The organism is Phenylobacterium immobile (ATCC 35973), assembly GCF_001375595.1.
Taxonomy (GTDB): Bacteria; Pseudomonadota; Alphaproteobacteria; order Caulobacterales; family Caulobacteraceae; genus Phenylobacterium; species Phenylobacterium immobile.
This window is the reverse complement of the sequence record NZ_CVJQ01000001.1, coordinates 2,490,810-2,503,203: the sequence shown is the minus strand read 5'-3', so window position 1 is coordinate 2,503,203 and position 12,394 is coordinate 2,490,810. Positions and strand designations below refer to the sequence as shown.

13 protein-coding genes are annotated in these 12,394 nt (G+C 67.3%); 5 read left to right on the top strand and 8 right to left on the bottom strand.

Annotation, left to right across the window (positions count from 1 at the left end):
- Positions 1 to 10 precede the first annotated feature (10 nt).
- The 3 genes from rpiB to carA are packed head-to-tail and all read right to left on the bottom strand — an operon-like array spanning position 11 to position 1,976.
- Positions 11 to 439 carry a ribose 5-phosphate isomerase B gene (gene rpiB, locus BN1313_RS12230; protein WP_091741020.1) on the bottom strand — a complete coding sequence of 143 codons (429 nt, stop codon included), beginning with the start codon at positions 437 to 439 and terminating at the stop codon, positions 11 to 13.
- A 13-nt stretch (positions 440 to 452) separates the two neighbouring features.
- On the bottom strand, positions 453 to 791 hold the full coding sequence (locus BN1313_RS12225) for a YciI family protein (protein ID WP_091741016.1): 339 nt from the start codon (positions 789 to 791) through the stop codon (positions 453 to 455).
- A 12-nt stretch (positions 792 to 803) separates the two neighbouring features.
- Positions 804 to 1,976: a glutamine-hydrolyzing carbamoyl-phosphate synthase small subunit gene (gene carA, locus BN1313_RS12220; RefSeq protein ID WP_091741013.1), complete on the bottom strand. Its 1,173-nt coding sequence runs from the start codon at positions 1,974 to 1,976 to the stop codon at positions 804 to 806.
- A gap of 146 nt (positions 1,977 to 2,122) precedes the next feature.
- Here carA and BN1313_RS12215 point away from each other — a divergent pair, with 146 nt between their 5' ends.
- The gene (locus BN1313_RS12215) at positions 2,123 to 2,818 is read left to right on the top strand and encodes an HAD family hydrolase (protein WP_091741011.1); all 696 of its coding nucleotides are present in this window, start codon (positions 2,123 to 2,125) and stop codon (positions 2,816 to 2,818) included.
- 128 nt (positions 2,819 to 2,946) lie between these two features.
- Positions 2,947 to 3,240: a GIY-YIG nuclease family protein gene (locus BN1313_RS12210; RefSeq protein ID WP_091741008.1), complete on the top strand. Its 294-nt coding sequence runs from the start codon at positions 2,947 to 2,949 to the stop codon at positions 3,238 to 3,240.
- Positions 3,241 to 3,305: 65 nt separating this feature from the next.
- On the opposite strand, the gene BN1313_RS12205 is transcribed toward BN1313_RS12210, so the two are convergent.
- From BN1313_RS12205 to BN1313_RS12190, 4 genes are all read right to left on the bottom strand, one after another.
- A complete protein-coding gene (locus BN1313_RS12205) occupies positions 3,306 to 4,175 on the bottom strand; it encodes a dienelactone hydrolase family protein (RefSeq protein WP_091741005.1) in 870 nt (289 codons plus the stop codon).
- A 32-nt stretch (positions 4,176 to 4,207) separates the two neighbouring features.
- The gene (locus BN1313_RS12200; RefSeq protein WP_091741002.1) at positions 4,208 to 5,071 is read right to left on the bottom strand and encodes a dienelactone hydrolase family protein; all 864 of its coding nucleotides are present in this window, start codon (positions 5,069 to 5,071) and stop codon (positions 4,208 to 4,210) included.
- A gap of 107 nt (positions 5,072 to 5,178) precedes the next feature.
- Positions 5,179 to 5,583, bottom strand: coding sequence for a GFA family protein (locus tag BN1313_RS12195; protein WP_091741000.1), 405 nt, complete (start codon positions 5,581 to 5,583; stop codon positions 5,179 to 5,181).
- A 26-nt stretch (positions 5,584 to 5,609) separates the two neighbouring features.
- Positions 5,610 to 6,395 (bottom strand): 2-phosphosulfolactate phosphatase, encoded by a 786-nt coding sequence (locus tag BN1313_RS12190; protein ID WP_176695997.1) that lies wholly within the window; start codon positions 6,393 to 6,395, stop codon positions 5,610 to 5,612.
- A 172-nt stretch (positions 6,396 to 6,567) separates the two neighbouring features.
- Between BN1313_RS12190 and BN1313_RS12185 the strand changes: the two genes are divergently transcribed.
- From BN1313_RS12185 to rpoD, 3 genes are all read left to right on the top strand, one after another.
- Positions 6,568 to 6,900 (top strand): RcnB family protein, encoded by a 333-nt coding sequence (locus tag BN1313_RS12185; protein ID WP_091740994.1) that lies wholly within the window; start codon positions 6,568 to 6,570, stop codon positions 6,898 to 6,900.
- 173 nt (positions 6,901 to 7,073) lie between these two features.
- Positions 7,074 to 8,987, top strand: a complete 1,914-nt coding sequence (dnaG, locus tag BN1313_RS12180; RefSeq protein ID WP_091740991.1) for a DNA primase — start codon at positions 7,074 to 7,076, stop codon at positions 8,985 to 8,987.
- A 421-nt stretch (positions 8,988 to 9,408) separates the two neighbouring features.
- Positions 9,409 to 11,343: an RNA polymerase sigma factor RpoD gene (gene rpoD / locus BN1313_RS12175; RefSeq protein WP_091740988.1), complete on the top strand. Its 1,935-nt coding sequence runs from the start codon at positions 9,409 to 9,411 to the stop codon at positions 11,341 to 11,343.
- Positions 11,344 to 11,393: 50 nt separating this feature from the next.
- Here the strand turns inward: rpoD and BN1313_RS12170 are convergent, their stop codons facing one another.
- Entirely contained in the window at positions 11,394 to 12,203 is an 810-nt protein-coding gene (locus tag BN1313_RS12170) for a Kelch repeat-containing protein (RefSeq protein WP_091742668.1), read from the bottom strand.
- Positions 12,204 to 12,394: the final 191 nt, after the last annotated feature.

Sequence of the window (12,394 nt, the reverse complement as noted above, 5' to 3'; positions counted from 1 at the left end):
GGTTCGCCGCTCAGGCGTCCAGTTGCGCGATGCGCGCGACGTGCCGACCGCCTTCGAAGTCGGTGGCGAGGAAGACGTCGACGATCTCGAGCGCCATCTCCACGGTCATCATGCGCTGGCCGAGGGACAGGACGTTGGCGTCGTTGCGCAGGCGCGTGAGGCGGGCGGATTCTGTGTTCCAGCAGAGCCCGCAGCGAACGCCCTTCACCCGGTTGGCGGCCATCGCCTCGCCGTTGCCGGATCCCCCGAGGACGATGCCCCGGTCGTGGTCGCCCCGGGCCACGGCCTCGGCCACCGGCCGGATGAACCGCGGATAGTCGACCGAGGCCTCGGCGTGCGTCCCGAAGTCGGTGACTGCGTGGCCGGCGGCGCGCAGGTGGGCGATGATCCGCTGCTTGTAGGCGTAGCCCGCGTGGTCGGCGCCGATGGCGATCTTCATCGAAGGCGCGCGCCTAGCTTGCGGGGTCGTACATGAACTCGCGGAGTTCCTGGGCGCAACGGCAGGCGGCGGCGATCTTTCCAGCCCAGACGATGGCTTCTTCGCGTGTCGCCAGCTCAAGCACGGTGAAGCCGCCCTTGAGACGGCTGCCTGGATAGATATCCGGCGACACCGTCCCGCCGGCGGCGACCCGCACGGGCTCGACCTGTTCGTTGATCCCGCCGCCGAACACATAGACCCCGGCGAACTTAGCCTCTTCGATCACCGCACGCGCCTCGGCCGCGACGATCGGGAACTCTTCGCGGGTCAGCGCCATGGCTTCGCTGGGGAAGGAGATGAGGTATTTGGTCATAGGCGTTCGCCCTCAGCCGGCCTTCCTGGCGTCCATGTGCTGGGCGAAGCGTTCGAAGATGTAGAGGGAGTCCGTGGGGCCGGGCGAGGCCTCCGGGTGATGCTGGACCGAGAAGACCGGCCTGCCCTTGAGCGCGATGCCGGCGTTGGTGCCGTCGAAGAGCGAGACGTGGGTCTCGGTGACGGGTTCGGGCAGGCTGTCGCGGTCGACGGTGAAGCCGTGGTTCATCGAGACGATCTCGACCTTGCCGGTGGTGAGGTCCTTCACCGGGTGGTTCGCGCCGTGGTGGCCTTGGTCCATCTTGCGGGTCTTGGCGCCGAGCGCCAGCGACAGCATCTGGTGGCCGAGGCAGATGCCGAAGACCGGCGTACCGCTCTCAACCAGCTTCTGGATCTCCGGCACGGCGTAGAGGCCGGTGGCGGCGGGATCTCCAGGACCGTTGGACAGCAGGACGCCGTCGGGATTGCGGGCGAGGATCTCCTCGGCGGTGGTCGAGGCCGGCACCACGGTGACGCGGGCGCCGACGGACGTCAGGGCGCGCAGGATGTTGCGCTTCACGCCGTAGTCGAGGACGACCACTTCGTATTTCACGGCGCCGGGCTTGGCGTAGCCTTCACCCCATTCCCAGAGGCCCTCGTCATAGACGAAGGGCTGGAGGCAGGAGGCGTCTTTGGCGAGGTCAAGCCCTTCGAGGCCGGCCCAGGCGCGGGCCTTGGCGGCGAGCGCGTCGAGGTCGAAGACGCCGTCGGGGCTGTGGGCGATGACGGCGTGGGGCATGCCGTTCTCGCGGATCTTGCGGGTCAGCGCGCGGGTGTCGACGCCGGAGAGGCCGACGACGCCGCGCCGCGTCATCCAGGAGGCGAGCGTCGACTCGGCGCGCCAGTTGGCCGGATCCGTCGGCAGGTCGCGGAAGATCGCGCCCCGAGCCGATGTCTCCGCAGCGCCCGACATCTGCTCGACGTCTTCGGTGTTCACGCCGACATTGCCGATGTGGGGGAAGGTGAAGGCGACGATCTGGGCCATGTAGGAGGGATCGGTGAGGATCTCCTGGTAGCCGGTCATGGCGGTGTTGAAGCAAACCTCGCCGACCGCCTCGCCGACCGCGCCGACGCCGAGCCCTTGCAGGACAGTTCCGTCCGCCAGCACGAGCACGCCAGTTGTTCCGGGGGCCAGTTCGCGGCTCATCGGCGGATCCTCATCAAGGCTGCGGGCGGGAAGGTAACAGGCTCAAAAAAAGGCGGCCAGGAGGTTCGACTCCGAGACGCCTTTTCGCAAACGGTCGCGTAGGTAATGACTAGGTCCGGCCCGGTCAATGCGGGTATCTAGCGGCCATGCGCATCCTGACGGTCGGCTTGGACGCCGACGACACCCTCTGGCACAACGAAACCATCTTCCGGCTGACCCACGATCGGTTCTGCGGCCTGCTGACCGAGGTGGCTGAAACGCCCGTGATCGAAGCCCGGCTGGCGGAGATCGAGGGGCGGAACCTGGCGCTCTACGGCTATGGGGTGAAGGGCTTCACGCTGTCGATGATCGAGACGGCCATGGAGCTGACGGAGGGCCAGGCGCCGCCGCGGGTGGTGGCCGAGATCCTGGCGGCCGGCCGCGAGATGCTGGCTCATCCGGCCGAGCCCCTGCCGGGCGTGGCCGAAGCGCTGGATGAGCTGTCCCAGGATTACCGCCTCGTGCTGATCACCAAGGGCGACCTTTTGCACCAGGAGCAGAAGCTGGCGGCCTCCGGCCTGGGCGACCTGTTCAGCGGCGTGGAGATCGTCAGCGAAAAGCGTGTCGACACCTATGCGCGGATCTTCGCGCGGCACGGGACGGGGCCTGAGGCCGCAGTGATGTGCGGCAATTCGATGAAGTCGGACATCCTGCCCGCGCTCGGGGCCGGGGCCGCGGCGGCCTATGTGCCCTATCCTCTGATCTGGGCCCACGAAGTCGCTGATGCGCCGGAGGGTCATCCACGGTTCGTCGAGCTGGGCGCGATCAGCGAACTGCCAGCCTGGGTGCGGGGGTTGGGCTAGGCGCCCTGCGGCGGCCCCTGGGTCCCGGACAGCCGCTTGCGCGGCTTCCGGGATGACAGTCTATATTTCTCCGTCATCCCGGGCGGAGCGAAGCGGAGGCCCGGGACCCAGGAGGGTTCTGCAGGGCGGTGGAACGCAGCTTCTACGTCTACATCCTCGCCAGCCAGCGAAACGGAACGCTCTATACGGGCGTCACGGGCGATCTGTCGCGGCGGGTCTGGACACACCAGCAGCGCGAGGGCGATGGGTTCGCGGCGCGCCATGGGGTGACCCGACTGGTCTGGTACGAAGAGTTTCCAACGGCGGACGAGGCGATCACCGCTGAGAAGCGGATCAAGCGCTGGCGTCGCGCGTGGAAGATCAGGCGCATTGAAGAAGCCAACCCGCTCTGGCTGGACCTCTATGAAACGTTCAACAGCTGAAGCGCCCTGCGGCGGCCCCAGGATCCCGGACGCCGCTTGCGCGGCTTCCGGGATCAAAGGCGAATTCAGACCAAGGCGGTCTTGTACGTCTTGAGCAGGTTGCCCCAGGCGCGTTCGGCTTCGCCCTGGTTGTAGACGGCGCTGTCGGGAACACACCAGCCGTGGTCGCCGCCGTAGACTTCGACCGTGCCGGACTTGCCGGTCTTGGCGAAGGTCTCCGTGAGGATGACCTTGGACTGGGGATCCTTCCCGTCGTCGTTCTTGGCGATGCAGACGAGGTAGGTCGCGTCCGTGCTGGCGACCAGCAGGTGCGGGCTGTTGGGTTGGTCGGTGGTCAGGCCGGCCCCATGGAAGCTCCCCACCGCGCCGATACGGGCAGGGACCGCCGCGGCCGTGCGGAAGGATAGCGGACCGCCCATGCAATAGCCCTGAACGCCGACCTTGGCGTCAGAGGTCTCAGCGAGCGCGTCGAGGTAGGCGACGAAGGTCTTGGCGTCGCTGGCGATGGCGTCGTCAGTGTGCTTGGCGCGCTCGGCGCCGAAGACCTTCATCTTTTCCATGCGATCGGTGAGCGGGGCGGCCTTGGCGGCGATGCTCTCGGCGTCGCCGCCGCGATAGAAGGGGTTCACCACGAGGACGACGTAGCCCTCGCCAGCCAGGCGGCGGCCCATGTCGCGCATCGCCGGGCGCAGGCCGAAGATGTCGGGCCAGAAGACCACGCCGGGCTTTGCGCCCAGGCCTTGCGGCAGGAACAGCGCCGCGTCGCATTCGCCATCGGGGGTCTTCACCATGACGTTGCGTTCCTCGACGGCCGCGGCCGCCACAGCAGCGCCCGCGCCGGCCGCCGCGGCGATGCCGCCCGCGGCCATGGCCGTGAAGCCGCGACGGGTGACGTCGTTGTAGCTGATCAGGCCCAAGTCATCTTTTTCGCACATGCGTCGGTCTCCGGATTGGGGTTTCGGCGCCCTCAGACGAGGGCGGCCTTGTAGGTTTCCAGCAGGTTGGCCCAGGCGCGTTCAGCCTCGGCCTGGTCGTAGGCGGGCATGTCCGGCACGCACCACCCGTGGTCAGCGGCATAGACCTCGGCGGAGCCGGTCTTGCCGGTCTCCTCGAAGGTCGCGTTCAGGATGTCTTTGGACTGCGGCTCCTTCTCGTCGTCGTTCTTGGCGACGCAGACCAGGTAGGCGGCGTCAGTCTTGCCGATGATGAGGTGAGGGCTGCTCGGCTGGTCGGTGGTCAGCCCGCCCCCATGGAAGCTGGCGACCCCGCCGACCCGGTCGGGCGCTGCGCCCGCCGTCATGAAGGCCAGCGCGCCCCCCATGCTGTAGCCTTGCACGCCGACCTTGGCGTCCGAGGTTTCGGGCAAGGCGTCGAGGAAATCGACATAGGCCTTGGCGTCCGCAGCCACCGCCTCGCCGCTCATGGCCATGCGGAAGTCGCGGAAGAAGCCGACCTTCTGCATGAAGCCTTCAAAGCCGGCCGCCTTCGCCGAAAGCTCCTCAGCTTCGCCGCCGCGGTAGAAGGGATTCACCACCAGCACGACATAGCCGTCGCCAGCCAGCCGGCGACCCATATCCTTGGCCGCCGGTCGCAGGCCGAAGATGTCGGGCCAGTAGATCACGCCGGGCTTCGCGCCAGCGCCCTTGGGCACGAAGAGGGCCGCGTCGGCCTCGCCGTCCGGAGTCGTGATCTTGACCGCGCGTTCCTCAACGCCGGCGGAGGCCGCGCCCGCGCCGACGGCGCCGGCGACGCCGCCCGAAGCAATCCTCAGGTAACCGCGACGGTTCTGTTCCGTGTAGGCGCCAGGGCCGTCGTCGCGCTCGTCGCACATGCCGTGCGTCTCCTTACATTTGTGTGCGTTGGCGCAGCTTAGGGCGACGATCGCCACCCGCCATCCGCAGATTTTCTGACCAACGCGCCGACGATCAGAAGGCGTCCCTAGGTGCGGCGACGCTCATAGGCCGGCAGGTCGTCGGGAATGTGGTGGAAGGCTTGCCTGTCGATGGTGAACATCGCGAGCTGCGGCTCGCCGAACTGGGCGGGGTCGTCCAACGTGCCGACCTTGACGATGACGATCGGCCGGCCGGTTATCTTGGTGGCCAGGTGCGTCCCGCAGGTGGGGCAAAACTCGCGGGTCACGGGGTTTTCGATGTCGCTGCGTGTGAAGCGCCTGGGCTCGCCTTTCTTGTAGACGAACCCATCAGCCGGCATGGCCAGGAAGAAATTCGGGCCGCCGCCCGTCATGTATTGGCATTCCCGACAATGGCACTGAGCGCGGAGCGCCGGCTCGCCTTCGGCGACGTAACGCACTTCGCCGCAATAGCAGCCGCCTTCAAGCTTCATCGCCGTCCTCACCTGTAGCCTGGCGTCTATTGCGCCAGGGTGAACCCTGCATCCGCGACGGTCGGATTTCTCCGGGCGACGGGCGCGCGGGCGATGACGCCCGGTTCGAACACCCCATCGACCAGTCGCGGCGCGGTCAATCCCTGATCGACCTGCAGTGCGAAATCGACGTCGCCCTCAAAGCCACGCTCGGTGACTTCGCGACCGGACAGGCTGTCGCGCATGACCGCCTCAAGCTGGTTGGCGGCCGCCTCATAGGCGAGGCGGGCGAGCTGGGCCTTGGCGTCCTCCTCGCGCCCTTCGGCGTGCAGAATCTCGATGATCGCGCCGGCGCCGAACCAGTCCTCGATGGCTGGTCGGAAGCCGGCGTCAGGCACGATCTCACCCGCGGCGATAATGGCGATGGTCCCGCCGCCGGCCGCTTCGCTGGCGGCCTGCGCGACCAGGCTGACGTTGCGCAGGGAGCCGCAGAAGACAGCGGCCGAGCCCATGCCCGCGGCGACAGACAGCGCGCCGCCATTGCGCGACGGCAGGAGCAGCCGAGATCCGGAGGTCATCGCGGCGACGCTGCCAGGCGACAGGTTGGGCGTGTCGCCGCCGCGCGGCCCGGCGAGTTGAGCATCGGCCTTCTTCGCGGCGGCGGCGGCCCAGAAGTCCTCGCCCCAGCCGTAGGGAATGACGCGCACGCCGCGGTCGGCGGCGACGCTGACCGTCGTCGAGAAGGTCAGGGTATCGACAATCACAAGGGCCGAAGCCCGATCACGCCACGCCTCAACCGCGCTGAGGCCCCAGGCGCAGACCACGTCCGCCATGTTCGTTCTCCCTAGGTCCGGCTGTTTTTCGCCGGTTTGGGCCACGGTCCAACGGAAGGGCGGTTTAGGCAAGTGCTTCCTGGGCGGCGACATGAACGGTCACGGACCGGGTGCGTTCAGCACAGGTGCATCCCCGCGGCGCCAGTGTGGTTTCGCAACCCAGGAGAGACCCATGAAGCGCTTAATGACCGCCGCCGCCGCCGTTCTGATCCTCAGCGGTTCGGCCGCCAGCGCCTTCGCTGCGCCGCGCCACGACGACCAGCGCTACGACCAGCGCGACGACAGGCGCATGAACGGCCGTCACGACAATGGCCGCCACAACGGCTGGCGCAAAGGCGGCCGCATCGAGCGCGCTGACTGGAACCGCGGCCAGCGGATCGATTACCGCCGCCATCATCTGGCCGCGCCGCGCCGCGGCTATGAATGGCGCCAGGTTGACGGCAATTACATCCTGGCCGCCGCGGCCACCGGCGTGATTGTCTCGATCATCCTGGCGAACCACTAGGACCGATACGCTCCCCCCGCCAGGACCTTGGCGGGGGGGTCAGGCGCAACTTATCCACAGAGGGTCTTCAGTTGTCCCGCGCCTCAGCGCTTTGAGGACCTCGACAGAAGGATCGCGCAGCCGCCACTGAGTCGGTTTACGAAGGGCTCAGACACGAGTTCCCATAGGGCGCCATGGCTGGACGGTTCGACGAACGCTTTCTCGACGAGATCAAGTCTCGCCTGCGACCGTCCGACGTCATTGGCAAGACGGTGAAGCTTCGCCGGCAAGGCCGCGAGTATGTGGGGCTTTCCCCCTTCACCAAGGAGAAGACGCCCTCGTTCTACGTGAACGACGACAAGGGCCAGTTCTTCGACTTCTCGTCGGGCAAGACCGGCGACATCATCACCTTCCTGCAAGAGACCGAGCGGCTCTCGTTCTCGGAAGCCGTCGAGCGGCTGGCGGCCGATGCGGGCGTGCCGTTGCCGGCGGTCGATCCGCGTGCGGCCGAGCAGGAGAAGAAGCGCCAGGGCCTGGGCGACTGGCTGGAGACGGCCGCCCAGTGGTTCGAGGGCGAACTTCGTCGACCTGCGGGTCGCGAGGCGCGGGCCTATCTGGAGCGTCGCGGCCTGCCCGAGAGCGAATGGTCGCGCTTCCGGCTGGGCTTTTCGCCCAATGGGCGCACGGCGCTGAAGGACTATCTGATCGCCAAGGGGGCCAAGCCCGGCGAGCTGGTTGAGGCGGGACTGTTGATCGCCCCGGAGGATGGCGCTGCGCCCTACGACCGCTTCCGGGACCGGATCATCTTCCCGATCGCTGACGCTCGCGGCCGGATCGTATCCTTCGGCGGTCGGGCCATGGACCCGGAAGCCCGCGCCAAATACCTCAACGGGCCGGAGACGTCGGTCTTCCACAAGGGCCAGGTGCTCTATGGCCTGGCCGGGGCCCGCAAGATCATCGCCGCCGCCCCCTCCGGCGAGACGCCGCCGCTAGTGGTGGTCGAAGGCTATATGGACGTCATCGCCTGCCAGCGTGCGGGGCTGCCTTCGGCGGCGGCCATGGGGACGGCGCTGGGGGAGGAGCAGATGGAGCTCCTGTGGCGTCACCACCCCGATCCGACCCTGTGCTTCGACGGGGACCGGGCAGGACGCCAGGCGGCGGGGCGGGTCATGGACCGGGCGCTGCCGCTCTTGAGGCCGGGGCGCAGCTTCAATTTCGCCTTGGTCGAGGGCGGCAAAGACCCCGACGAGGTGCTGCGCGAGCAAGGCGCGGCGGCGCTGAAGAAGCAGCTGGCCGAGACAACGCCCTTCGCCGAGGCGCTTTTCCTGCGCGAGCGGCAGGCCGCGCCCCTGGACACGCCGGAGCAGCGCACCGACCTGAAGGTGCGGCTGCGTAAGCTGGCGGCCACCATCGCCGACGCCGATCTGGCCGGCGCCTACAAGGAATTCCTGCTGGCCCGTTTCGACGCCCTGTTCCCGCGGGCGACGCCAAGCCCCTATGACGCCAGCGCCGCGGGCCGGGCGCTGTCGCAGCACGGCTGGGGCAAGCGCCGGACGGTTCTGGCCGGGGCGACTCCGCAGGGCCAGCGGGCGGCCAGCGCGCTGGCCCAGTCGCCTTTACCGCTTGCGGCGGCCCTCGCTCTGGCGGCGGTGCGTGATCCGGCGGTGATGGAGACGAGCATCGAGCGGATCAGCGCCAGCGGTTTTGGCGATGCTCGGCTGGACCGCCTGGCACAGGACCTCGTGAGCCTGCGCTTCGAGGCCGATCACCTCGATCAGGAGACAGCGACCCGGGCGCTCGCTGAGCGCGGATTTGACGCCGGGATGTTGGCGAGGCTGGAGCGCGACGCGAGCCGCGCAGGCGTCGCCGCGCCGTTCCTGGCGGCCACTGGCGAGCGCGCGCGCGACCTATGGCGGCAGGCCTACGATCTCCTGATGGAGGTCAAGTCGCTGGAGTTGGCCGTGGAGGACGCGATCCGCGACCTGGAGCGTGATCCGGACATGATGGGCGAACTGATCAGCCTGAAGACCCTTCGCGACGTGTTGCGCCGCCGGCTGAACAGCGACTGGACCGTGACCGAAGAACCGGCCATGGGCAGTTTGCACTAAGCTTCCGCGTACTTAGGCGGCCTATCCATCTTGACTCTAAGAGGTGCGCACGCCATCTGGCCCTGTGCGGGTTTAGCGCGCTTTCGACAGGATCCACCGGCCGCCGCGGACATCGGGCGCGCCAATCACAAACGGATACCTTCCTCGATACGCGGAAATCCCCAGCGCTCGCGGCGGTGCGCGAGTCGGCTACAGCGTTTGCGGCGGGGCTCCAGCTCAAACCCGTGAATGCGCGAAGCGGACTTGTGTTCAAAATTCGCGTGAGCTTGCTGGAAGGCATGCTTTTTTTGGAACGTTTTGGACATCGGGCGGGTCGTAAGGTCGCAGGACCTTCGTACTTCGTTCCGGACCACCATTTTTCGACCCGCGCCCGGGGTCAGGCCCTTTGGTCCAGGCGCGTAAGTCGACTTCGGAGAGCTGAATGAGCACTACCACCGCCGAAACGGAAGCGCCGGAAACCACGGGCGGCGACGGTCCGCTGCTCGACCTTACCGACGCCGCGGTCAAGAAGTTCATCAAGCAGGCCAAGGCCCGCGGCTACGTCACGATGGACGAGCTGAACAAGGTGCTGCCGTCGGAGGAAGTGACCTCCGAAGCCATTGAAGACACGTTGGCCATGCTCTCGGAAATGGGCGTCAACGTCGTCGAGGCCGAGGAAGACGGCGAGGGCGGCGAAGTCTCGGTGCGCGAAGAGACCGCCGTCGTCGAGACCGCCAAGGAAAGCGCCTACGACCGCACGGACGATCCGGTGCGGATGTATCTGCGCGAAATGGGTTCTGTGGAGCTGCTGTCGCGCGAGGGCGAAATCGCCATCGCCAAGCGCATCGAAGCCGGCCGAGACACCATGATCCGCGGTCTGTGCGAAAGCGCGCTGACCTTCGAGGCCATCATGGTGTGGCGCGAGGAACTGGGCGGCGGCCGTATCCTGCTGCGCGAAGTGATCGACCTCGAGCAGACCTACGGCGGCCAGAACGCCGCGGCTGCGGCGCTGGCGGCTGAGAACGCCGAGGAAGAGGAGGAGCCTGAGGAGGCCGCCGAGGGCTCGGCCGAAGCCAAGGGCGACGACGACGATGATTTCGACGACGGCGCGGGCCCGACCATCAGTGCGATGGAGGCCGAACTGCGCGACGGCGTCATGACGACGCTGGACGCCATCGCCGTCGAATTCGAAGGTTTCCGCCTGCTGCAGGACAAGCTGGTCGGCGCGCGCCTGAAGGGCGAGGACCTGACGGACAAGGACCGCAAGGCCTATGTCGCCGCCTCGGCCGCGATCGTCCTGCATCTGAAGACGCTGAAGCTCAACAACAACCGCATCGAGGCGCTGGTCGAGCAGCTTTACGCGATCAACAAGCGCCTGATGGGCCTGGAAGGCCGCTTGCTGCGGCTGGCCGACAGCTACGGCATCAGCCGCGCCGAGTTCCTGAAGGCCTATTTCGGCGCTGAACTGCGGCCGGCGTGGGGTGAAGAGGTGAAGGCGCTGGGCGTGCGCTGGACCAAGTTTTCAGAGAACGACGGCGGCCAGATCGGCGACATCCGCGCCGAGATCGCGGCCCTCGCCACCGAGACCGGTGTGCCGATCGACGACTACCGCCGCATCGTCCAGACCGTGCAGAAGGGCGAGCGCGAAGCCCGTCAGGCCAAGAAGGAAATGGTCGAGGCCAACCTGCGCCTCGTGATCTCCATCGCCAAGAAATACACCAACCGCGGCCTGCAGTTCCTGGACCTCATCCAGGAGGGCAACATCGGCCTGATGAAGGCGGTCGATAAGTTCGAATACCGCCGCGGCTACAAGTTCTCGACCTATGCGACGTGGTGGATCCGGCAGGCGATCACCCGTTCGATCGCCGACCAGGCGCGGACCATCCGCATCCCGGTGCACATGATCGAGACGATCAACAAGATCGTCCGCACGAGCCGCCAGATGCTGCACGAGATTGGCCGCGAGCCGACCCCGGAAGAGTTGGCCGAAAAGCTGGCCATGCCGCTGGAGAAGGTGCGCAAGGTCCTGAAGATCGCCAAGGAGCCGATCAGCCTCGAGACGCCGATCGGCGACGAGGAAGACAGTCACCTGGGCGACTTCATCGAGGACAAGAACGCGATCTTGCCGATCGACGCGGCGATCCAGTCCAACCTGCGCGAGACCACCACGCGGGTCCTGGCGAGCCTGACGCCGCGGGAAGAACGCGTGCTGCGGATGCGCTTCGGCATCGGCATGAACACCGATCACACCCTTGAGGAAGTGGGCCAGCAGTTCAGCGTGACCCGCGAGCGGATCCGCCAGATCGAGGCCAAGGCCTTGCGCAAGTTGAAGCACCCCTCGCGGTCGCGGAAGCTGCGGAGCTTCCTGGACAGCTGACCGAACTGTTCGTCATCCCCGGGACAAGCCCGGGGATGACGAAATAAGGGCTATCTGACAGGCGCCGGCGGGACCTTCATCGCCAGGATCTCGCCGCCCTTGCGGCTGATGCCGTAGAGCATCCAGGGCTGGCCTTCATCCCAGTCGATCGCCTGGCCCTCGGCCTCGATGGGCAGGGTGGCGACGTGGTCGAGGACCGCGCCGTCCTTCGGCAGCTCCAGGACATAGAGCTCGGCGTTGTCGTGGCCGGTGACGTAAAGCCGGCCGTCAGGGCCGAAACCGCCGCCGGAAGAGCTCATGGGCGCCATGCGCGCGAGGACGCTGGCCGGGAACAGCCAGCCGCCGGTGCGCCGCCACTTGGCGTCATAGCGGATGAGCGCGGTGGCGGTGTGATCGCGGCCGGCCTCGCCGCCCTTGCCGTCGTAGTTGGCGAAGGCGGTGTACCAGGCGCCGTCCTTCCATTCGACCCAGGTGACCGAACCCGTTCCTGGGCCCAGGGGCACGCTGCGTCTGTGGGTCATGGTGGCGGGATCGTAGATCTCAACAGCGCTCCAGTGCGGCGCGGCCGGGAAGTTGGAGCTGGCGCAGACCAGCTCTTTGGCGATCAGGCTGCAGGAGTTGATGTGCGGGAAGCGGGCGCGATCGCCCTTCCATTCACCGACCTTGGCGCCGGTCTGCTTGTCGTATTTGGCGATGGTCGAGTTGGCGACGGCGTAGACGAAGCGGGCGTCGACCGCCACGCCCTGGCGCGCTTCCGGCGCGGGGTAGCGGCGGACGGTCTCGGCCCCGGGGCGCAACTGTGGCTCAGCTGAGGCCGCCGTGGCGGCGAGCGTCGTCGCCAGCGCCAATATCCGGATCATGTCGCGCTCCATCCCTTACACCGTGGCTTCGGCCATAGGCTGCGCCCGTGACGGTTCTGCGAAGTCATCGAACCGACATTGAGCTTTGCGGCGACTGTCACACACCACCCCTAAGCGACCCCCAGTTCGCAACTGCACACTGAGGGGTGGCGCCATGTTCAACCGTAGCAAATCGTGGAGCCTGACGGCGA